The 22,463-nt window shown below is 74.4% G+C and carries 12 protein-coding genes; 3 read left to right on the forward strand and 9 right to left on the reverse strand.

The features are described from left to right. The first annotated feature begins 104 nt into the window (after positions 1–104). Positions 105–962, forward strand: coding sequence for an EamA family transporter (locus tag ACGFZS_RS37160; protein ID WP_393798800.1), 858 nt, complete (start codon positions 105–107; stop codon positions 960–962). A 1-nt stretch (position 963) separates the two neighbouring features. Here ACGFZS_RS37160 and ACGFZS_RS37165 read toward each other — a convergent pair whose 3' ends face one another. After that, complete coding sequence (locus ACGFZS_RS37165) at positions 964–1,728, reverse strand: acyltransferase (RefSeq protein ID WP_393798801.1); 765 nt, start codon at positions 1,726–1,728, stop codon at positions 964–966. Positions 1,729–1,846: 118 nt separating this feature from the next. On the opposite strand from ACGFZS_RS37165, the gene ACGFZS_RS37170 reads away from it, so the two are divergent. Then, positions 1,847–2,374, forward strand: a complete 528-nt coding sequence (locus ACGFZS_RS37170) for a gamma carbonic anhydrase family protein (RefSeq protein WP_393798802.1) — start codon at positions 1,847–1,849, stop codon at positions 2,372–2,374. Between the two features lie 62 nt (positions 2,375–2,436). Here the strand turns inward: ACGFZS_RS37170 and ACGFZS_RS37175 are convergent, their stop codons facing one another. After that, positions 2,437–3,081: a DedA family protein gene (locus tag ACGFZS_RS37175; RefSeq protein ID WP_393798803.1), complete on the reverse strand. Its 645-nt coding sequence runs from the start codon at positions 3,079–3,081 to the stop codon at positions 2,437–2,439. A 202-nt stretch (positions 3,082–3,283) separates the two neighbouring features. On the opposite strand from ACGFZS_RS37175, the gene ACGFZS_RS37180 reads away from it, so the two are divergent. Beyond that, positions 3,284–4,276 (forward strand): YbhN family protein, encoded by a 993-nt coding sequence (locus tag ACGFZS_RS37180; protein ID WP_393798804.1) that lies wholly within the window; start codon positions 3,284–3,286, stop codon positions 4,274–4,276. Positions 4,277–4,285: 9 nt separating this feature from the next. On the opposite strand, the gene ACGFZS_RS37185 is transcribed toward ACGFZS_RS37180, so the two are convergent. From ACGFZS_RS37185 to ACGFZS_RS37215, 7 genes are all read right to left on the reverse strand, one after another. Continuing rightward, a complete protein-coding gene (locus tag ACGFZS_RS37185; RefSeq protein WP_393798805.1) occupies positions 4,286–5,341 on the reverse strand; it encodes a class I SAM-dependent methyltransferase in 1,056 nt (351 codons plus the stop codon). Then, on the reverse strand, positions 5,325–6,515 hold the full coding sequence (locus tag ACGFZS_RS37190) for a glycosyltransferase (protein ID WP_365689725.1): 1,191 nt from the start codon (positions 6,513–6,515) through the stop codon (positions 5,325–5,327). The genes ACGFZS_RS37185 and ACGFZS_RS37190 overlap by 17 nt, the downstream gene beginning before the upstream one ends. Continuing rightward, the gene (locus tag ACGFZS_RS37195) at positions 6,512–7,363 is read right to left on the reverse strand and encodes an alpha/beta fold hydrolase (RefSeq protein ID WP_393798806.1); all 852 of its coding nucleotides are present in this window, start codon (positions 7,361–7,363) and stop codon (positions 6,512–6,514) included. Before ACGFZS_RS37195 ends, ACGFZS_RS37190 begins: the two co-directional genes overlap by 4 nt. 3 nt (positions 7,364–7,366) lie before the next feature. After that, positions 7,367–7,684, reverse strand: coding sequence for an acyl carrier protein (locus tag ACGFZS_RS37200; RefSeq protein WP_359226744.1), 318 nt, complete (start codon positions 7,682–7,684; stop codon positions 7,367–7,369). Continuing rightward, on the reverse strand, positions 7,681–12,591 hold the full coding sequence (locus ACGFZS_RS37205) for a beta-ketoacyl synthase N-terminal-like domain-containing protein (RefSeq protein ID WP_393798807.1): 4,911 nt from the start codon (positions 12,589–12,591) through the stop codon (positions 7,681–7,683). The genes ACGFZS_RS37200 and ACGFZS_RS37205 overlap by 4 nt, the downstream gene beginning before the upstream one ends. A gap of 1 nt (position 12,592) precedes the next feature. Next, on the reverse strand, positions 12,593–19,402 hold the full coding sequence (locus tag ACGFZS_RS37210) for an SDR family NAD(P)-dependent oxidoreductase (RefSeq protein ID WP_393798808.1): 6,810 nt from the start codon (positions 19,400–19,402) through the stop codon (positions 12,593–12,595). Between the two features lie 529 nt (positions 19,403–19,931). Further along, positions 19,932–22,412: a beta-glucosidase gene (locus ACGFZS_RS37215; protein ID WP_393798809.1), complete on the reverse strand. Its 2,481-nt coding sequence runs from the start codon at positions 22,410–22,412 to the stop codon at positions 19,932–19,934. Positions 22,413–22,463: the final 51 nt, after the last annotated feature.

Raw genomic sequence — 22,463 nt, forward strand, 5'->3', positions numbered from 1 at the left:
CGTCGAGAGCATCGCGGTCCAATATTCTGAATGACAGAGTTCAACTTGGTGAACTACGGTGGGGTGTACCTGATCGTTCACCGAACTGTACTGCGAGGCGGGCCGTGACAGCATTCTTCGCCCTGACCACCAGTCTCCTGTGGGGACTGGCCGACTTCGGCGGCGGGCTGCTGACACGACGTGCCCCGGCGCTCACGGTGGTCGTGGTGTCGCAGGGCATGGCGGCGGTGGTCCTCGGCGTGATCGTTCTCGCCACCGGCGGCTGGAGCGAGGCCGGGCCACGGCTCTGGTTCGCGTTCGCGGCGGGGCTGGTGGGGCCGGTGGCGCTGTTCTCCTTCTACAAGGCCCTCGCTCTGGGCCCGATGGGCGTGGTCTCCCCGCTGGCCACACTGAGCGTCGCGGTACCGGTCGGCGTGGGGCTGTTTCTCGGCGAGCGTCCGGGGCTGATACAGGTCGCGGGGATCGCGGTCGCCGTCAGCGGGGTCGTGCTCGCGGGCGGCCCGCAGCTGCGCGGTGCGCCCGTCCAGCGCCGGACGGTCCTGCTCACCCTGGTCTCGGCGGGCGGCTTCGGCACGGTCTTCGCACTGATCACGGAGGCGTCCACCACCGTCACCGGCCTCTTCCTGGCCCTGTTCGTCCAGCGCCTGACGAGTGTCGCGACGGGCGGCGCGGCCCTGTGGCTGTCCGTGCGCAAGGGCACGCCCGCGCTGCCGCCGGGCGGCTTCGACCGGTCCACGCTCCCCGCGCTGGGCTTCGTCGGCCTCGCCGATGTCGCGGCCAACGGCACGTACTCGGTCGCCGCCCAGCACGGGCCGGTCACCGTCGCCGCGGTGCTGGCCTCGCTCTACCCGGTGGTCACCGCGCTCGCCGCCCGGGGCTTCCTCAGCGAGCGGCTGCGGGCCGTGCAGGCGGCGGGGGCGGGGCTGGCGCTGGTGGGAACCCTGCTGCTGGCCACCGGCTGAGTCAGCCCTCGGGCTCCAGCGCGGCGAGCCTCGCCACGCTCTCCTCGTCCAGTTCCGCCAGCGCGCGGAGCTGCTCCGGTGTCGTGCCGTCCGGGATCGGCACCGGCGCGGGGGTGCGCAGCGGCGGCTGCCAGCCGGTCTCGGGAGTCCAGCGTCGTACGACCCGGGCCGGGGCGCCCGCCACCACGGCGTGGTCGGGCACCGTGCCCCGGACCACCGCACCGGCCGCCACCACCACGTTCCGGCCGATCCGCGCGCCCGGCAGGATCACCGCGCCGGTGCCGATCCAGCAGCCCGGGCCGATCTCCACGGGCTCCATGCGGGGCCACTGCCGGCCGATGGGCTCGTGCGGGTCGTCGTAGGAGTGGTTGGTGGAGGTGACGTAGACGTACGGGCCGAAGTAGCAGTCGCTGCCGATGGTGACCGTGGTGTCCGCTATGACGTGGCTGCCGCGGCCGAGGACCACGCCGTCGCCGATGCGCAGGATCGGGTCCGGGCCGAGGTCGAGGTCGGGCATCAGGCCCGCGGTGAGGGTGACCTGTTCGCCGACGATGCAGTGCGAGCCGAGGTGGATCCACGGCTCGCCGAAGACCGTGCCGAGCGGGAAGGCGAGGCGGGTGGCTTCGCCGATCGCGCCGAAACGGAGGCGGCCGGGGTGATCGGCGGTGACGGAGCCGGTGCGCTGCGCCCAGGACCAGGCCGCGTGCACCGCGCGCTGGGCGAGGCGGCGGCGCCAGGACGAGAACGTGTTCTTGGGCTTCGGCACGGGGTCACGGTACTCAGCGGGGGCCGTCGGCGAGAGGGCGGGCCGCTGTGATCTTCGCCCCAGGTGGTGGCGTAGGTTGCGGAGACTGCGGGGACATCGACGACGGCGGGAGACCGTGATGACGCACAAGGCGCTGATCGTGGGGATCGGCGGGCGTGAGCCGAGGATCGAGGACGAGGTGTTCGTGGCGCCGACCGCGTCGGTGATCGGGGACGTGACGCTGAAGGCCGGGGCGAGTGTCTGGTACGGCGCGGTGATCCGGGGGGATGTCGAGACGATCACCGTGGGGGCGCAGGCGAATGTGCAGGACAATGTGACATTGCACGCGGATCCGGGGTTCCCGGTGCGGATCGGGGAGCGGGTGTCCATCGGGCACAACGCCGTGGTGCACGGGGCGACGGTGGAGGACGACTGCCTCATCGGGATGGGGGCGACCGTGCTGAACGGGGCGGTGATCGGGGAGGGGTCGCTGGTGGCGGCGCAGGCGTTGGTGCCGCAGGGGATGGTGGTGCCGGCGGGGTCGTTGGTGGCGGGGGTGCCGGCGAAGGTGCGGCGCGAGCTCAGCGCCGAGGAACGGCAGGGGGTGACCCTCAACGGGACCTTGTATGCGGAGTTGGGCAAGGCGCATCGCGGGGTGCATGAGTAGGTGGGGGGCGGGTGCGGGTGGGTGGGGGCTTGTCGCGCAGTTCCCCGCGCCCCTAGGTGGGTCTACTCTCCGGCGCTTACAGGTTCGGCTTCCTTCTGCGTGAGCTGGACCTTCTTTGCCTTGCGGCGGACGATCAGCATGGAGGCGAGGCCGAAGAGGACCGCCGCTGCCAGGCCGAAGTACGAGAACCTCTTCAGCCAGTCCTCGGCGACGATGCCGACGTAGTAGACGACGGCTGTCGTGCCGCCGGCCCAGCAGATGCCGCCGAGGAGGTTGGCGGTGAGGAACTTCCAGTAGGGCATGTGGAGGACGCCGGCGAGGGGGCCCGCGAAGATGCGGAGGAGGGCGATGAAGCGGCCGAAGAAGACGGCCCACATGCCCCACTTCTCGAAGGAGCGCTCGGCGGTGGCGACGTGGCCCTCGCTGAAGTGTCTCGGGAACTTCGCGCCGAGCCAGGCGAGGAGGGGCCGGCCGCCCTTGCGGCCGATCGCGTAGCCGATGGAGTCGCCGATCACCGCGCCCGCGGTGGCGCAGGCGCCGAGGACGAACGGGTTGACGCCGGAGTGCTGGGAGGAGAGCAGCGCGGCGGAGACCAGGACGATCTCGCCGGGCAGCGGGATGCCCAGGCTCTCCAGTCCGATGACCAGGGCCACCACTGCGTAGACGGCGACCGCCGGTACCGAGTCGAGCCATTCCTGGACGTGCACCGCCGGTTCCTCCCCTGTCGCGTGCTCCTTCCCCAGGAAGGCTACCGGGTCGGCGGGGTACCACAGCGCCCGTGGCACCCACCCGCCCTCCCGCCTTCGGTTTTCGGACATCCGGGTGTCATACGGGACGGGAAGGCTCCCCGGCGGTCTCGCTCGCTCGTGGCTCCCCACCACGGGCCCGCTGTGGAAGGACAACGTCCCCGTGTCCTCACTGTCCTCACTGTCCCCGCCCTGCCCCGACGCGCCGCCCGTGCGCCCGCTACGGGCGCCCTCGATGGCGGGCCGGCCGCTCCGGCTCGCCCTGTGTCTGTCCCCGCTGCTCATCGCGGCGATCTGGGGGCTGACCAACCAGTCGCTGCTGTACGAGGGTGTCACCCGGCTCGCCCACGCCGAACCGGCGTGGCTGCTGGCCGCGGGTGCCTGCACCTGCCTGACCTGGGTGGTGGCCGCGTGCATGCGGCAGGGCGCCGTGTCCGACCGGCTGCCGCCCGGGCTGCTGCTGGCCTCGCAGTTCGCCGCCGGCGCCGCCAACCACGCGCTGCCCGCCGGGCTCGGCGCACACGCCGTCACCGTGCGGTTCCTGCGTACCCGGGGTGTCCCCCTGGAGCGGGCCACCGCCTCGATCGCGCTGTACTCGGTGGCCAAGTCGGGCGCGAAGGCGGTGGTGCTGATCGTGTTCCTGCTGTCCTCGTCCGCCTGGCGGCGGCTGGGCGAGCTGCTCCCGGACGGCGTGGTGCTGATCCCGGTCGCCGCGGTGCTCACCCTGGCGGGCGTGGCGATGGCCGTCGTACGACCGCTGCGGCGGCCGCTGACCGGGCTGGTGCGGTCGGCTTTCACCGACGCGCGGACGGTGCACGCGCGGCCCGCCCGGGCGCTCGCCCTGTGGGGCGGGGCCACGGCGATGCCGCTGGTGCAGGCGAGCGTGCTGGCCTGCACCGGGGAGGCGCTGGGGCTGGGCCTGTCGTGGGCGGACGTGGCGCTGGCGTATCTGGCGGCGGGCACGGCCGGGGGTGCCGTGCCGGTGCCCGGCGGGGTCGCGGTGGACGCGGCGCTGGTGTTCACGCTGGCCGCGTTCGGCTCCCCGCTGGCGGTGGCCACCGCGACCGTGATCGGCTACCGCGTGCTGACCGACTGGGTGCCGCTGCTGCCGGGCGCCCTGGTGCTGTCGGCGATGATCCGCGCGAAGGTGCTGTGAGGCCGGGCGTCAGTCGCGGCGGGCGACGATGCGGTAGGCGTTGGAGACGCGGAGGCGGTGCGAGAGGGGCCGTACCGCGAAGCGGTCCAGGAGGGTGCCGGCGATCAGGGCCGGGATGCCCCCGATGAGCAGCGTGGCGCGGAGCGTCTTCTGGAGGGTGCCGGGCGGTTCCGGCAGCCAGGGGGCGTCCTCGCGCGGGGCGGTGTGGTCCAGGGCGAGCCAGACGGCCGCCAGCAGGTCGACGGGGTCGTGGGCCTCGGCGTGCTGTTCGGCGACGACGGTGAAGCCGAGGTCGGTGAGGCGGGCGCGGAGGTTGGCGACCGGGATGAAGTGCAGGTGCTGCGGCTGGAGCCACGGGAGCCACCAGCGGCCCAGCAGGCGGGCGTAGCGGCTCTCGGGGTCCGGGACCTCGATGAGGAGGTGGCCGCCGGGGCGTACCGTCTCGTGGGCGGCGCGCAGTTCGCGGTCGGGGTCGGTGCTGTGCTCCAGGTAGTGGAACATGCTGACCACGTCGTAGCGGGCGGTGAGGTCGGGGGCGAGGTCGGGGAAGGCGCCCCGGTAGGCGTGCTCCACGCGGCCCTCGCGGGCGGCGAGTTCGACGCCGTCGGTGAAGTCGAGGCCGTCGAAGGCGGTGCCGGGCAGCACCTCGCGGGCGGCCTCGCAGAAGTGGCCGTGGCCGGTGCCGACGTCGAGCCAGTTCTTGGGGGTCGCATCGTGCGGGACCATCGACCCGGCGCGGCCCTGGTACATCTTGGTGCGGCCGCCGAAGGTGCCGCTCATCTTCTGCTCGCCGAGGCCGTCGTAGAAGTCGCGGTAGTAGAACTCCAGGCCGGCCTCGTTCAGGCGCGGGTTCTGGAAGGTGTGCCCGCAGTCCTGGCAGCGGTCGAGGGCGAAGCCGCCGGGCTTGTGCTGGAGCAGGTCGGTGGTGCGCAGGCGGGTGGTGAGCCGGTCGGAGTCGCACCAGGGGCAGGTGGTGCGCCGGGGCTCGAAGAAGCGGTCGGTTCCCTCGGCCAGGTCCCGCTGGTAGGCGGAGCGCAGCGCCTCGATCTCACTCTGCTTGCTCATCGGCTCTCCTTGCGTGCGGGTCGGCTGCGAGGGCTTCGAGGTGGGCCGCGGCGGCCGGGGCGCCGCCCGCCGCGCGGAAGGCGGTGCGGATCCGGGCCGCGGCCGTGCGGTGGGCGGGTTCGTACAGGACGGTGTCGAGGGCCTCGCCGAGGCGGTCGGCGGTGACCCGGCCGAACCTGACCCGGAGGCCCGCGCCCGCGTCGACGACCTGGCCGGCGATCACCGGCTGGTCGTCGCGGATGGGGGCGACGACCAGCGGGACGCCGTGCCACAGCGCCTCGCACACGGTGTTGTGCCCGGCGTGGCAGACGACCGCGTCGACCCGTTCCAGGAGCGGGAGCTGGGGCAGCGAGGGGAGTACGAGGACGTCCTTGTCGTCGGGTGCGGGCGGCAGGGTGGCGCCGGGGTCGGCGACCAGCGCCTGGACCCGGTCGGCCCGGTCGCGTACGGCGCTCACGCACTCGGCGAGGAACCGCGCGCCCGCGTCCGCGTTGGCGGTGCCCAGGGAGACGAGGACCCGCTCCCGGCCCGGGTCCAGCCAGTCCCAGGGGAAGGCGTCGGCGGCCGGGCGGGCGGAGATCGACGGGCCGACGTACCGGACCGCCGGACGGTCGGTGCCGCCGGCCAGTTCGGGGGTGGTGAAGGCGAGCGTCAGCCGGGGCGAGAAGCGCGGGTCGGCCGTACCCGCCGGGTCCCCGATGCGCTCGCGCAGGTCGGCGAGGCGGGCCCGGAGCCACTCGGCGACCTTGGGGATGCCGTCGTACGCCCCGCCGAACTCGGCGGACGTGGTCGCCGAGGTCGCCCAGGGCAGGCCGAGCCGCTCGGCCACCAGGGCACCGGCGAAGGCCTGCTGGTCGGCGACGACGACATCGGGGCGGAAGGCGTCGGCGGCGGCCCGGACCCCGGGTGCCATGGCGTCGGCGAGCGGCACCAGGAACCACTCCCACAGGAACCTCAGCGCCTCCGCGCCCCGCAGATCGGCGGGGCGTTCGCCCTCGACGGCGCCCGCGCACGGGAACACGGTGGCCTGCGGTCCCGCGAGCCGGTGCACCAGGCCGGCGTCCGGGCAGACCCAGGCCACCCGGTGCCCGCGCGCGGTGAGTTCGGCGGCGACGCCGACGGCCGGGTTGATGTGCCCGACCAGCGGCGGGACGACGAACAGGAAGCCGCTCACCGGACCCCGGCCGTCCGCGCCACGCCGACCGAACCGACGGAGCCGACGGAGCCGACGGAGCCGACCGAGTGGATCAGCTGCAGGATGTGGCCGCCGACCGTGCCGGACGCCTCGACCAGCACGGAGTGCTCGTGGCCGGGCAGCACCACGGACCGGTAGTCCGCCAGCAGCGCCTCCTTCAGCGGCACCACCTCCACCAGGTCCGAGTCACCGCCGTACACCCCGAGGACCGGGCAGCGTACGGCGCTGATCTGCTCCTCGGTGAGGACCCGGCTGGCGGGGATGTCCCGGCCCAGGCTGGTCTCGCGGGCGAGCCGGGCCGCCCCCTTGGCCAGGCGGGCGGTGTTGTGGCTGCGGTGGGCGGTGATCCAGGCGATCGCGTCCGACTCGTTGTGGGCGAGTTCGGTGACCACCCGGTGCAGGATGCCGCCGAGTTTCGCGGCCCAGGCGGCGGTCGCCGGTTCGGACTCGATGAGGGTCAGGCTGGCCGTGCGCGCGGGGTGGCGGGCCGCGTAGCCGAAGGCGATGGTGCCGCCGTAGGAGTTGCCGACGAGATGGACCGGGCCGGTGATCGACAGGTGGTCGAGCAGGGCCTCCAGGTCGTCGATGTTGTGGTCGAGGGTGTAGCCGCCGGGCGGACGGCCGCTGCGGCCGTGGCCCCGCAGGTCGTACATGACCACGTCGAGGCCGGAGGCGGCGAAGGCGGGGGCCACGGTGAAGTAGTAGCTGGCCAGGCTGTCGGTGAGCAGTCCGTGCACGAGGACCACAGTGGCGACGGGGACCCGGCCCTCCGCCGGGCCCATTCTCTGCACGTGCAGCCGGACGTCTCCGGTGTCGACGATCGCCATGGCTCAGCCCGCCTCCGTGGCCTTCAGGCTCCACACGACGTACTCGACGAGCCGGCCGACGGTCAGCTCGATGATCTCGTCGAACTCCATCCCGGCCAGGAACTCGGCGAAGTTGACCCGCTTGCCGTACCGCTCCTCCAGGAGCCCGGCGAGGGTCACCAGGTCGATGCTCTCCAGCTCCAGGTCGCGGTTGAAGGTGGTGCTCATGCCGATCTCGGCGTCGTCGTCGCCGTACTCCTCCAGCAGGGTGCGGAGCATCCGGCCGAGATCGGCGAGCACCGCCTCCTCGTCGGCGCGGACTTCGGGTTCGGTGGGGTTCATCGCGGGTCCTCCTCTGGGTCTGCGGCTGCCGGTCCGGTCGTCCAGGCCACGACGTAGTCGCGGTCCGGCAGTGCGGGGGGATTGCGGACCGGCGCGCAGTGCACCGGGTAGGCGCGTTCCAGCCGGCCCGAGACCAGCAGCCGGCTGCCGTCCGGGGCCGCCTCCAGGACGGCGAAGTCCCTGGGCCGGCCGTCGAACCCGGTGCCCTCCGCCTTGGCGACGGCCTCCTTGGCGGCCCAGAACCGGGTGAACCACAGCGCGGTCGAGTCGTCGGCGGAAAGGGCGTGCAGCAACCGGAGTTCGTCCGCGCCCAGCGCGGCCTCCATGGCCGCCGGGTCGCGTCCGGTGACCTCTTCGAGGTCGATGCCCGGGCCGGGTCCTGGGGTGTGCGGCCGTACGATCGCCACGGCCGCCTCGGCCCGGTGGGCGAGGGAGACGTCCAGGGCGGGCAGGATGCGGCCGTGCACGCCGACCACGTAGGGGCGGCCCGACGCGTCGTTGCGGACGCGGAGTTCGGCCGGGAAGACGGGGCCCTCGCCGTGCTGCCAGAGCCACTGCCGTACCGCGTCCTTGGCGGCGATCCGGCCGAGCAGCCACTGCCGGCGGCCGCGCGGCGCGCGTTCGGCGTACTCCGAACGCTCCGCCCCGCCCAGCGAGTTGCGCATGATCAGGTCGCGGGAGGCCAGGTCCGGCCAGCGTTCGTGGAGCAGCACCCAGCCGCCGGGCCGGGCCTCGGAGAGGGTGTTGCGCTCGGGGAAGCGCTCGACGGGACGGGTCTGCGGGTCGTTGTCGAAGCGCCGGTCCTGCCAGCCGCCGATGCTCGCCCAGATCCGGTCGTCGACGGTGAGCTCCACGTCCGCCTCCAGGACGGTGTCGGTGAGCGAGGTGATCCGCACCAGGCAGCCGACCTCGGTGCCGGGGGCCGGGTGCGGGCCGTGGAAGCGCATCTCCCGCATCTGCACCGGGAAGACGACGGTCCGCTCGGTGCGGGTGGCCATGATCCAGTAGCCGAGGATCTGGCCGACGTTGTCGAGGAGCGCGCCCGGGGCGGCGGGCGTGGTGATCACTCCGCGGACGTGCCGGTCGCCGATCGCGGTGAGCTCGGTGACGCCCTGGAACGCCGGGCCGTGGAACATCCAGCGCTCGGAGTAGAGCTGGGCGGCGGTGTGGTCGGGGGTGCGTTCGGGGGTTGGGGGGCGCTCGGGGGCGGAGGGGGGTGGCGCGTGGTCCGGGGCGAGTTCGACGACCGCGCGGGCGGTGGGGCCGAAGGTGACGGCGACCCGGCCGGGTCCCTCGGGGGTGACGGTGACCGGGACGTCGACGGCGGGGGTGGCGGTGAGCCAGCGGTCGAAGCGGGCCCGGTGCACGGCCACCGCCCGCAGGCCGGTGGCCGCCTCCGCCGCGTCCGTCATGTGCCGGACGATCGTGGTGGCGGGGACCACCGGCCAACGGTCCTCGACATCCGGCCACCCGGGGCGCTGCGGGAAGAAGCAGTGGTCGAGGAGGTGAGGCATCGTCTCCGGGGACACCCGGAGGGTGGTGGCACGGAGTGGTGGGGCTGCCGCGGCCGGGCCGTGGAGGCGGGGGCCGTGGGGCGTGGCGGGGGTGCGGGACGACGTGGCGGGCGTGCGGGACGACGTGGCGGGGGTGCGGGACGACGTGGCCGGAGACCCGGATCCCACGGCCGACGGCACGGGTGCCGTGACCGGCCGCACGGGTGCCATGTCCGGCCCCACAGTTGCCGTGACCGGCCCCACAGTTCCCATGTCCGGCCCCACAGTTGCCGTGACCGGCCCCACGCGTGCCATGTCCGGCCCCACGGTTGCCGTGTCCGGCGGCACGGCCATCGCGGCCGGCGGCACGGGAATCGCCGTCGGCGGCGCGGGAGTCCTGGCCGGAGTCGCGGATGTCGTGCGGATCGCGCCGAGTACGGCGGCCGCCGTGTCGGCGGTGTCGCGCAGGAGCGCGCTCAGTTCGGCGGCGGCCGGGATGCGTACGGCGAGGTCGTCGAGCGGGGACGGGCCAGCGGCGGCGTGCCGGGGGACGGGCGTCGCCGTGCTCAGCGCTCCGCCGCCCAGCTCGGCGCGGAGTGCGGCGAGGACCGGCCCGTCCAGGGACACCAGCGCGCCGCCGAGGTCGAGACGGACGGGCGGGCGGTGTCGTACGGCCGTGGTCGTGCCGTGCGCCGCCACCGGGACCGCCGGGGCCACCGCCGCGCCCGCCGTCCACAACGCGGTGGCCACGCGCCGGAGTTGGGCCATGCCGGAGCGGTGCGGGGAGTTGGCGGCGACGGCCAGGTGATCGCGGTCGCCGAGGATGTCACTGATGAGGGAGGCCAGTTGGCCGGGGCCGGTCTGCACGAAGGTGCGGTGCCCGGCGGTGTAGAGGGCCTCGATCAGCTGCCGGAAGCGGACGGGCTCCAGCAGGTGCCGGACGAACAGCTCCCGCACCGCCGACTCGGCCTCCGGGAAGGGCGCCGCGATGGTGCCGGACCAGACCGGGACGGTCGGCCGGTGCAGCCGGAACCGCTCGGCGGCCTCCTTGATGGGGGTCAGGTACGGCTCCAGCATCGGCGTGTGGAAGCCGGACCGGAACGGCAGCACCTGGCACAGGACGCCGTCGGCGCGGAAGGCGCGGACGAAGCCCTCCACGGCCCGGTCGGGGCCGCAGACCATGGACTGGCCCGGCGCGTTGTCGTGTGAGAGGACGATCCCGGCGTCCGCCCAGTCGTCGTCGAGTGCCGCGAGGACCCGGTCGGCGGGGGCGCCGATCGCGGCGAAGGCGAGACCGGGGACGGTGACCGCGTCGGGGTCGAACTCGCCCATGAACGAGTCGACCTGCTCGCCCGAGTAGAGCCCGGCGACCGCCATCGCCGTCCACTCGCCGACGCTGTGCCCGGCGACCGCGTCCGGGACCACGCCCATCCGGCGCAGCGCCGTGTCGAGCAGCCGCCCCACGCCGACGACACCGAACCCATGACGGCCTACGTCACCGACCCGCACGTCCTGTGCGACGGGCCCGGCGACGGTGGGGAGGCCGAAATGCGCGGCGATGTCGTCGACGCGGGGAGTGAACTCGCCTTCCAGGCCCGGGAAGACGAAGGCCAGTCCGCCGGTGCGGAGCAGCGGGGCGGGCCGGAACCACACGTCGTTGCGGCCCTGCCAGGCCCGGCCCTTGCCGACGGCGCGGCGGGCGAGGGCGAGCCGTTTGGCGGTGGGGTCGACGATGCCCAGGCGGACCGGGCCCGCCCCCGGATGCGTCCCTTCGGGGGCGAGGCCGGCGGCGAGGAGGGCGGAGTCGTCGGCGGCGAGGAGCGCGGCCAGCCGGTCGGGGGTGTCTGCGGCGAGCAGGAGGATGCGCTCGGGTTCGGAGACTTCGGTGACCTGGGCGGCGCGGGGTCCGGTGGCCTCGGTGCTGCGGGGTCCGGTGGCTTCCCCGGCGCGGGACCCGGTGCCCCCCGTGCCACGGCTGACGGCGGCCGGGCGGCGGCCGGGTGCTTCCTCCAGCACCACGTGCGCGTTGATCCCGCCGAACCCGAAGGCGTTCACCCCGGCCCTGCGGACCGGCTGTTCGGGGGTGGTCCGCCAGGGTTCGGCCCGGTCCAGGGTGCGGAAGCGGGTGGTGGCGAGGGCCGGGTGCGGGTCGTCGCAGTGCAGGGTGGGCAGCAGGGTGGCGTGGTGCAGCGCGAGGGCCGCCTTGACCAGGCCCGCGACTCCGGCGGCCGGCATGGTGTGGCCGATCATCGACTTCACGGAGCCGAGCACGGCCCGCTCACTGTCGATGCCTGGCCCGAACACCTCCGCGAGGGTGGTGAGTTCGGCCGTGTCGCCGGCCGGGGTCGCGGTGCCGTGCGCCTCCAGCAGGCCGACCGAGCGCGGTGCGGCGGGGTCGAGTCCGGCGGCCCGCCAGGCCTGGCGTACGGCGTGGGCCTGGCCGCCGGGGTCGGGGTTGACGAGCCCGGAGGTACGGCCGTCGCTGGCCACGCCGGTGCCCCGGATCACGGCGTAGACGCGGTCGCCGTCCCGTTCGGCGTCCGCGAGGCGCTTGAGGACGACGACTCCGGTGCCCTCGCCGATCAGGATGCCGTCGGCGTCGCGGTGGAAGGGGCGGATGCGCTCGCTCGGGGAGAGCGCGCGCAGCTGGGAGAACACGCTCCACAGGGTGATGTCGTGGCAGTGGTGCACTCCCCCGGCGAGCATCACGTCGCAGCGCCCGGCGGTGAGTTCGGTGACGGCCTGGTCGACGGCGACCAGCGAGGAGGCACAGGCCGCGTCCACGGTGTAGGCGGGGCCGCGCAGGTCGAGGCGGTTGGCGATCCGGGAGGCGGCGAGGTTGGGCACCAGGCCGATCGCCGACTCGGGGCTGGCCGGGCCGAGCCGCTCGGTGAACGCCTCCCGTACCCGGGCCAGTTGTCCGGGGGTGAGGTCGGGCACCAACTCGCCCAGGGTGCGCACGAGTTGTCCGGCCGTGCGGACCCGCTGGTCGAGCCGGACCAGACCGGGGGTGAGGTAGCCGCCCCGGCCCAGCACCACCCCGATCCGGTGCCGCTCGGGCAGCCGGTCCTCGCCGCCCGCGTCCGCGATCGCGGCGGCCGCCACGTCGAGGGCGATCAGCTGGTCGGGTTCGGTGCCGTCCACGGAGTTCGGCATGATCCCGTACCGGGTGACCTCGACCTCGGCGAGGTCGTCGACGAAGCCGCCGCGCCGGCAGTAGACCTGGTCGGGGACGGCGGGCCCGGCCGCCGTACCGGGCCGGTAGTAGTCGGCGTCCCAGCGCCCCTGCGGCACCTCGCCGATGGCGTCCACGCCGTCGCGCAGATTTCGCCAGTACGCGTCGAGGCCCGCGGCGCCGGGGAGCAGCACCGCCATGCCCACGATCGCGACCGGTGTCTGACGGTCGTCGGTCATGTCACCAGCCCGAGGCGGTGTAGACGACGGCCCGCGCGGACGGCTCGCCCCAGGCGAGTTCCCGCAGCAGCGCGGCGGTGCCCTCGCCGGGGTCGATCAGCCGTACCCCGCGCCGCGCGTACTCGCGCCCCAGCTCGGGGCTGACCATGCCGGTGTGGCCGCCGGTGGGCGCCCAGGGCCCCCAGTGCACGGTCAGCGCCCGGTTGCCGGTGCGCTCCGCCCAGCCGGCGCCGAGGCTCTCCAGGGCGTCGTTGGCGGCGGCGTAGTCGGCCTGGCCGCGGTTGCCGAGGACGGCCGAGATGCTGCCGAACAGCACGGCGAAACCGGGGCCGTTGGGGAGTTCCGCCAGCGCGGCGAGCAGGGTCGTGGCACCGGCCGTCTTGGTCCCGTAGACCCGTTGGAAGGACTCCGGGGTCTTCTCGGCGATCAGCCGGTCCTCGATCACCCCGGCCGCGAACACGACCCCGTCCAGGCGGCCGTGGTCGGCGTGGATCTCCTTGACGGCCTGGAGCGCGGCGTCCCGGTCGCGGAAGTCCACGGCGCGGTAGCGGGCCTCGCTGCCGAGGGCGGCGAGTTCGTCCAGGGTGGCGGTGATCTCCCGCTGGGCGAGGATCAGTTCGGCCTCGCGGCCCACCTCGGCGGGCCTTAGCCCGCCCCGGGCGGCGAGGGCCGCGCGGAGTTCGGAGGGGGTGCGGGCGGAGGCGGTGTCCGGGGCCTCGGGGCCGGTGGGCGCGGGGGTCCGGCCGAGCAGTTCGATCCGGCAGCGGCAGGCGGCGGCGAGACCGGCCGCGAACGTCGCGGTGATGCCCCGGGCCCCGCCGACCAGCAGCACCACCGAGTCCCGGTCCAGGCCGAGCGCGGCGGCCTCGGCGGCCCCCTCCCCCGCCGGACCGGCACCGCTGGTGGCCAGCGCGCCCAGCGGGACCTCGGCCAGTTCGAGCCCCTGGCGTCCGGCGGCCGTGCGCAGTACGACGGGGACCGGCTCCGGGGCCAGCAGCTCCGCGATCAGCGCGTCGGCGACGGCGTCCGGTGCCACGTCCCCGAGGGTCACCACCCGGGCGACCGTGTCCGGGTACTCCCGGGCGACGGTACGGAACAGGCCGTGCAGCCCGGCGGAGCGCGCCGCGTCCTCGCCGTCGGCGGGCCGGGCGGCCAGCAGCCAGCGCGGACCACGGGCCAGGGCCGCCCGCAGCACCGGGAAGGCCTCCGGCAGCACGGGGGTGTCACCGCCGGACAGGGCGCCCAGGTACAGCACCCCGTCCACGGTCCCGTCCGCCGCGCCGAGCGGCTGGTTCGCGTCGACGGTCACGGCCTCGGCCCCGTACCCGGCGAGCCGTTCCGCGAGCCGTGCGTGCTCCCCGAGGAGCAGGAACCGCTGCCCGGACAGCACGGCGGCGGGGTCGGCCGCCGGGTCCGGCTGGGCCAGGGCGACGGGCCGCAACTCGAAGCGCTTGGGGGCCACTCCGGTGAGAGGTTTCTCCGCCGCGACGGGGGCGGCAGCGGCCAGGGGCTCCTCCGCCGCGACCGGAGCCGCACCGGTGACGGGCTTCTCCGGTGCGGTGGCGGGCCCGCCGACCCGCGCCGTCAGCCAGCCCGTCACGGCGGCCGCCGTCCGCGCCTTGGCCAGCTCCTCCAGCTCGCTGTCGTCCAGGGTCTCCGCCCCGCCCGCGATCCCGAGCCGCTTCGCCAACTCCCCGGCGATCTCGGCCCGTTTGATCGAGTCGATGCTCAGGTCCGCCTCCAGATCGAGGTCGGGCTCGATCATGTCGACGGGGTATCCGGTGCGCTCGCTGATGATCTCCAGGACGACCCGCTCGACGTCGGTCGTCTCCTCGGGCTCGGGCCCGGCCTCCGCCACCGGGGCGGCAGGCAGCGGCTGCGGCTGCGGTACGACCGCTTCGGCCGGCGGCAGTTGCTGCAGCAGCACCGGAGCCACCGGCACCTGGGTCGCCCCGAAATAGGTGAGCAGCACATCGCGCTGGGCGGCGATCATCTCCCGGCTGGTGCGCAGGAACTCGGAGATCAACGCGTCCCGGTCGGCCGGGGCGCCGTGCGGCTGGTTCGTCACAGTCGTCGTCTCCACGACTCGTCGGGCCGGTGCCAGGGCACCGGGCAGGAGGTCACCGGCGGCGGTGCGCACGAGCTGTCCGTCGACCGTCCAGCCGGGCCGTTTCGGCGCCGGGGTCCGCAGCGCGTCCACGGCGTCGCGGCCGTGCAGCAGCCAGGCGGTGCGCACCGGCACGCCGGCCGCGGCCAGCTGGGCGAAGGCGTCGAGCCAGCCGCGCAGTCCGCCGTCGGCGCGGGGCTCGCAGGCCACGGTGGTGTGCGGGCGGTCGCCGAGGATCTGCCCGACGAGCCGGGTCAGGACGGTGCCGGGTCCGGCCTCGACGAAGACCCGGGCACCGGCCTCGTACATCGCCTCGATCTGGGCGGCGAAGGCGACGGGCGAGCCGATCTGGGCGGCGAGTTCGGCACGCACCGCCTCGGCGCCGTCGCCGTAGGGGGCGGCGGTGCGGTTGGACCACACCGGGAACTCGGGCGGTCGTACGGCCGTGTCCGCCAGGACCTCCGCAAACCGGTCGCCCGCCCCGGCCACGACCGGGCTGTGGAAGGCGCAGGCCACCGGGATCCGCTTGGCGCCGAGTCCGGCCTCGCGCAACAGCCGTACCGCTGCGGTGACTTCCTCGGTCGGGCCCGAGATCACCGTCTGTTGCGGCGAGTTGTGGTTGGCGAGGACCACGGCGTCCGGGGCGCCGGCCGCGCGCAGCGTCCGCTCGACGTCGTGCGCTCCGGCGGACACGGCGGCCATGGTGCCGGGTTCGTCGCCCGCGGCGGCCAGGATCGCGGCCGCGCGTTCGGCGCTGAGTTCCAGGAGGGTCTCGGGGGTGAGGGCGCCGGCCGCGCTCAGGGCGACGAGTTCGCCGTAGCTGTGTCCGGCGGCCATGTCGGGGCGGACGCCGGCCGCCGTGAGCAGGGCGTGCGCGGCGAGGCCGGTGATGCCGAGGGCGGGCTGGGCGGCCCGGGTGTCGGTGAGGGCGGCCCGGCGGCGTTCGCGGGTGGTGTCGTCGAAGGCGGCGGGCGGGTAGAGGGCGTCGGCGTGGGCCCGGCCGAGCTGCAGGTAGTGCTGCAGCTCGGGGAAGGCGATGAGGACGTCGGCGAGCATGCCGGGGCGCTGGCTGCCCTGGCCGGGGAAGAGGAACGCGACCTTGGCGCCCGTGTCCTGGGGCGCGTCGGCCGGGTGGATCCCGGCGCGCGGGTCCCGCTCCCCCGCCAGGACCCGCCGCAGCTGCCCGGCCAGTCCGGCCACGTCGTCCGCGACCACCGCGGCCCGTACCGGCTCGGGCGAGGCGTCCGCACGGCGGGCGGCGGCCAGCGCCAGGTCGCGCAACCGCCAGGAGCCGGACTCGGCTGCCCGCAGCAGTTCCTCGACGCCCCGGTGGGCGGCCTTCTCGTCGCGGCCCCGGAACAGGAACAGCTCGGCGGGCCAGGCGTCCAGGCCCTGTTCCGGCGGTACGGCGCCGTCGTACGCCTCCAGCACCACATGGAAGTTGGTGCCGCCGAAGCCGAACGCGCTGACCCCGGCGACCCGTTCGGCGGCCGGGGCCGCCCAGGGGCGGGCCTCGGTGTGGAAGGCGAACGGGCTGTCCGCCTCCGTCCACGCCGGGTTGGGGCGCTCCAGGTGCAGGGTGGGCGGCTTGACGCCCGTGTGCAGGGCCAGGGTGGTCTTGATCAGACCGGCGAGTCCGGCGGCGCACTTGGTGTGCCCGATCTGGGACTTCACCGAGCCCAGCGCGCAACTGGCGTTCTCCGCGCCCGCCTCCGTGAACACCTCGCTGAGGATGGTGAGTTCGGTGCGGTCGCCGACGACGGTCCCGGTGCCGTGCGCCTCGACCAGGCCCACCCGGGCCGGGGAGATGCCGGCGTTGCGGTAGGCGCGGAGCAGCGCGGCCCGCTGGCCCTCGGGGCGGGGCGCGGTCAGGCCCAGGGAGCGGCCGTCGCTGGACGAACCGAGGCCCTTGATCACGCCGTAGACGCGGTCACCGTCACGTTCGGCGTCGGCCAGCCGCTTCAGGACGACACACGCCACGCCCTCGCCCAGCGCGATGCCGTCCGCGGACCCGTCGAAGGCACGCGAACGCCCGGTCGGCGACAGCGCGTGCACCGAAGAGAACAGCACGTAGTCGTTGATGCCGTTGTGCAGGTCGGCGCCACCGCACAGGACGACATCGCTCGTCCCGGCGGTCAGCTCCTTGCAGGCCACGTCGACGGCGGCCAGCGAGGACGCACAGGCGGCGTCGACGGTGAAGTTGGCGCCGCCCAGGTCGAGGCGGTTGGCGATGCGCCCCGAGATGACGTTGGCGAGCATGCCCGGGAACGAGTCCTCGGTGAGCCGGGGCAGCTGGTCCTCCAGCCCCTCGGGCACCTTGCCGTAGTAGGAGGGCAGCACGGCCCGCAGCGTGCCCGCGTTGGAGAGGTCGCTGCCCGCCTCGGCACCGAAGACCACGGAGGTGCGTGAGCGGTCGAACCCCCGTCCCCGGTCGCCGTATCCGGCGTCGTCGAGCGCCCGTCGCGCCGCCTCCAGGGCGAGCAGCTGGACGGGTTCGATATGGCCGAGGGAGGCGGGCGGGATGCCGTAGCTCAGCGGGTCGAAGGGGATCGGCGGCAGGAAGCCGCCCCACTTGGAGGTGGTGCTGCCGTCGGCGTGGTGGACGGCCGGATCCCAGCGCTCGGGCGGGACCTCGGTGACCGCGTCGTGTCCTGCCACCACGTTCGCCCAGAAGGTGGCCAGGTCGGGAGCCTGCGGGAACATGCAGGCCATGCCGACGATCGCGATGTCCAGCGGGGCGGGCGCGGGGGGTTCCGGCCGCTGCTCCCCGGCTGACCGCTGGGCCAGGAGGTCGGCCGCGCCGTCGGTCACGGCGTGGTGCAGGGCCGCCACGGTGGTGGTCGCCGAGCGCAGCACGGCGACCTCGCCGGCCATGAACATCCCGTCGTCGAGCTGGCGTTGCTCGTCGACCCGGTCCAGTCGGCCGCTGTCCGGGTCCCGGTCGAGACCCTTGCTGGCGATGCGCAGCCGGCCGACGTTGAGCTTCTCCAGTTCCTCCCACAGCCGCCGGTCGGGCACACCGGCGGCCCGCAACTCGGCCTCCCGCTTGTGGTAGTCGAGGGAGAACGGGCTGGGCACACAGCGGGTGGCGTGGCCGGGCGCGGTCTCCAGGAGCGCGGTGGCGGTGGCCGCCCGGACCTGGCGCTGGAAGAGGGGCTGGATGGCGCCCCGGTCCACCGCCTCCTCGGTGAAGAGGTAGGCGGTGCCCATGAGCAGGCCGACGGCCGCGCCCCGGGCGGTGAGGGGCGCGGCGAGCGCGGCGACCATGGCGGCCGAGCGTTCGTCGTGGATGCCGCCGGCGAAGAACACCTCCAGGCCCTCGGCGTCCGGGAAGTCCTCCAGTACGGCGAGCTGGGCCTCCCACAGCGGGAAGCTCGCGCGCGGGCCGACGTGGCCGCCGCACTCGGAGCCCTCGAACACGAACTTCCGGGCGCCCGCCTCCAGGAACTGCCGCAGCAGGCCCGGCGAGGGCACGTGCAGGAAGGTGCTGATCCCGGCCCGCTCCAGCGCCTCGGCCTGGGCGGGCCGGCCGCCCGCGACGATCGCGTGGCTGGGCCGCAGTTCCCGTACGGCTTCGAGCTGGGCGTTCCTGAGCTCCTCGGGGGCGAAGCCGAGCACGCCGACGCCCCAGGGCCGGCCGTCGAGCGCGGCCCGGGCCTCGGTCAGCATCTCGCGGGTGCGGGTGCCGTCCGCGAGGGCCAGCGCCAGGAAGGGCAGCGCCCCGTCGTCGGCTACGGCGGCGGCGAAGGCGGCCGTGTCGCTCACCCGGGTCATCGGGCCCTGGGCGACGGGCAGCCGGGTGCCGAGGGCGCGGCTCATGGCGGAGGTCGCGGGACGCAGCGCCTCGGCGGCGCCCGGGTCCGTGCGGATCGCGGCGGTCAACTCCCGTACGGTCCGGCGCACATCACCCCATCGCTCGGCGAACCGCGCGGCGAGGAAGCCGTCCTGGCCCACCGGCAGCAGCTGGGTGCGCGGATCCTCGGCGCCGAGCAGCGCGGCGACCGCGGCCGGGTCGTCGGCGGGCGGCCGTACGGCGTCCGGGCCGCGGCGGTGCAGTACCCGGTGTCCGGCCAGGACGACGGTCTCGGAGCCGTCGAGGGTGCGCAGCGCGGCGGCCGTCGCCTCGGGCAGCCGGGACTCGGCGAGCAGGGCCAGCTGGCTGTCCAGGACGACCCCGGCCGCGCCGCCCGCCACAGCGGCAGCCGCCGTACGCGGTCCGATGCCTCCGCAGGCCCAGACCGGGACGTCCGACTCGGCTGCGTCAAGCAGCTGTTGGAGGAGGACGAAGGTGCTCAGCTCGCCGACCCGGCCGCCGCTCTCGGCGCCCCGGGCGATCAGCCCGTGCGCTCCGGCCGCGACCGCCTCGCGTGCCGCGTCCAGATCGGTGACCTCCACCAGCACCCTTGTGTGCGCGGCGAGTTGGGCGATGTCCCAGGGTGCGTCGGCGGTCAGGACCACCGTGTCGGGTGCCGGGCCCAGGTCCGCCGGGGTGAGCGCGCAGCCCGCGGCCACCCGCACGCCGTACGGTCCCGGTGCCGCCCGTTTCAGCCGGGTCAGCGCCTCCCGGGTTCTTCGGTCACCGGATCCCAGGTCGAGGACGCCGAGTCCGCCGGCGGCACAGGCCGCCGTGGCGAGCCTGGCATCGGGTTGCCCGAAAGGAGTGATGCAGATGATCAGGTCGACGGCACGCACAGGCAACGTCATGATGCTCCGAATAATCGGGAGGACAGCACGGTGGGGGATGTGTGCGGCGGAAAGCGCGGGGTGAGGCCACCGGAAACTAGCGAGTTCATTACTCGCGGGTCAATAACGGAGTGGGTCCATGACGTCCGGCAGTATTGATTCGGCCAGCCCGGGGAATTCACCGCAAGAGCCGAAAAAGCTGGCAATTCCCTTCGGATCGACGGCCGTTCGCCGCGCCCGCCACCGGCGTCACACCGACACAAGCCCGTCAAAGCACCCCGGCCATTCACCGGGCACTCACCCCGGCGCAACGCCCCGTGCGGGCGCGCCCAGCTCTGTAAATTCGGGATGACTTCGGTCCGCTGGCTCGATCCTGGCACACCGGAAAGCGGTTCCGAACGCCATGGCGCCAACCGTGACCCAAGGCTGACAGAAACCTGACGCCAACTGTATTACTTCAAATGAAACACGCAGTGGGGAAAATTCTCGTAAACCCTTGAAGTAAAGCGGCCGGAGAGCCCTCGCTCCCCGGCCGCTCATTGACAGGAATTCAGCGGTGGCCGTCGCCCACCCGCGCTCCGGCACGCAGCCGCAGGTCGCCGGACGAGGCCCCCACCCAGACGGTGCGCCGTCCGGTGCCGAGCACCCAGCGGTGCCGCCGCGCGTCCCACGACGACAGGGTGCGCACGGCGACCCGCACGGTCACCCGACGCCGCTCCCCCGCCCGCAGCACCAGCCGCCGGTAGCCGCCCAACACCCGTACGGCCTGGTCGAGACGGAGGTCGGGCGACGGTCCGACGTACACCTGCGGCACCGCGACCCCGGTCCGCCGCCCCGTGTTGCGCACGGTGAACGTCACCTCCAGGCCGTCGTGCGTCCAGCGCGTCCCGGGTTCGGAGTAGGCGAAGGAGGTGTACGACAGCCCGTGCCCGAAGGGGAACAGCGGCCGTACGCCCTGCGCGTCGTACCAGCGGTAGCCGGCGTGGATGCCCTCCGAGTACTCCTCGGTGCCGTCGACGCCGGGGTAGCGGCGCGGGTCGCCGGCGACCGGATGGTGGTCGTCGTCGGCCGGGAAGGACTGGGTGAGGCGCCCGCCCGGGTCGCTGTCGCCGAAGAGCACGGCGGCGGTGGCGGCCGCGCCCTCCTGGCCGGGGTAGTACATCTGGAGCACCGCGCCGGTCCGCGCCAGCCAGGGCATCGAGGTGGACGACGAGGTGTTGAGGACGACGGTGGTGCGCGGGTTGGCCGCGGCCACCGCCCGGATCAGCTGCTCCTGGTGGCCGGGCAGGGCGACGGTGGTGCGGTCGAGGCCCTCGGTGGCGTCCTCGTAGGCGAACAGCACGACATGGCGTGCGGCCCGGGCCGCGCTCACCGCGTCGGCGATGTCCTGGGCGCGGGTCGCACCGGTGATCCGGCGCAGCCGGAACAGCAGGCCGGCGTCCCCGCCGTCCGCCGTGATCTTCAACGTGTGGGCGCCCTTGGCGAGTTGGAGGGTCTTGCGGCGGACGCCGAGGCCGTCGGGGGCGACGGCGACCAGGCCGCCGGAGAAGTACTCGCCGTAGCCGGCCGCGAGGGGGAAGAGTTCCTCGCCGTCCAGCAGGACCTTGGGGCGGGCGGTGGCCGCGGACGAGAAGTGCAGCACGAAGGTCCACTCGTCGTCCTCGCCGACGGTGAGCGAGCCGTCGTACTCCCAGGTCTTCCCGGCCGCCACCGACTGCCCCTCGCTGTCGAAGGCCGGGCTGACGGCGGAGGCGGGGATCGCCTTGCCGAACAGGTCCTCGCCGAGGGTGTGGGTGACGGTGCCGCGGGCCCGCGCCCGGATGGCGTCGAGGGGGCTGTCGGCGTGGTCGGGGACGACATGGGCGCTGCCGCCGCCGCTGACGAAAGGGAGTTCGCCGGTCGGTCCGATCACCGCGACGGCGCCGCCGTCCAGGGGCAGGGTGCCGTGTTCGTTGCGCAGCAGGGTCGCGCCGGCCTTGGCGACCTCCAGGGCCACCGCGGCGCCCGCGGCGGCGTCGCGGTCCGGGCGGGGCGGGGCGCTGCCGTCGAGGAGGCCGAAGCGGTCCATCACCGAGAGGATGCGGCGGACCGCACGGTCGACGTAGGTCTCGGCCACGCTGCCGTTCCGCACCGCCGACTTGAGGGCCGTACCGAAGTAGGTCCCGTCGGGCATCTCCATGTCGAGGCCCGCGGTGATCGCGGCGGCGGTGCTGTGCGCGGCGAACCAGTCGGTCATCACCCAGCCCCGGTAACCCCACTGGTCGCGCAGGATGTCCGTGAGCAGGGCCGGGTTCTCGCAGGCGAAGGTGCCGTTGACCTTGTTGTACGAGCCCATGACCGCGCCGGTGCCGGCCTCCACCGCCGCCTCGAAGCCGCGCAGTTCGAGTTCGTGCATGGTCTGTTCGCCGGCCCGCACGTCGATCGAGTTGCGGTCCTTCTCCTGGTTGTTGAGGGCGAAGTGCTTGACGGTCGCGATCAGGCCCTCGCCCTGGATGCCCCGGATCTCGGCGGCGACCAGGTCGGAGGCGAGCAGCGGGTCCTCGCTGAACGTCTCGAAGTTGCGGCCCGCGTAGGGGGTGCGGATGAGGTTGACCATCGGGGAGAGCAGCACGTCCTGCCCCAGGGCGCGGCCCTCGCGGCCGATCACCTGGCCGTAGCGGCGGGCCAGTTCGGGGTCGAAGGCGGAGGCGAGGAGCACCGGGGCGGGCAGTGCGGTGGCGTGCTCGGTGATCCGGACGCCGGCCGGGCCGTCGGCGAGTCTGAGGGGCGGGATGTTCAGCCGGGGAACACCGGGCACATAACCGGCCTGGCCGAGCGAGCCGGGGTCGGTGGCCCCGTGCAGCAGGGAGATCTTCTCGTCGAGGGTGAGGCGGGCGATCAGCCGCTCGACGCGGGGGCCGGCGCCGGCCCCGGGTCTGCCGGCCGCGGCGGCGGGCGTGAGCGGGAGGAGTCCGCCGGTGGCCGCGGCGGCGACCGCGATGGCGCCGGCCGTCAGACGCAGGGCGGATCGCCGGGAGACGGTTTCGGACATGAGCCGTCACTCCTTCGGTGTGCGGGCACGACGATGTGAACCGCGAGCGCG

The organism is Streptomyces sp. NPDC048288 (assembly GCF_043201555.1).
Lineage (GTDB): Bacteria > Actinomycetota > Actinomycetes > Streptomycetales > Streptomycetaceae > Streptomyces.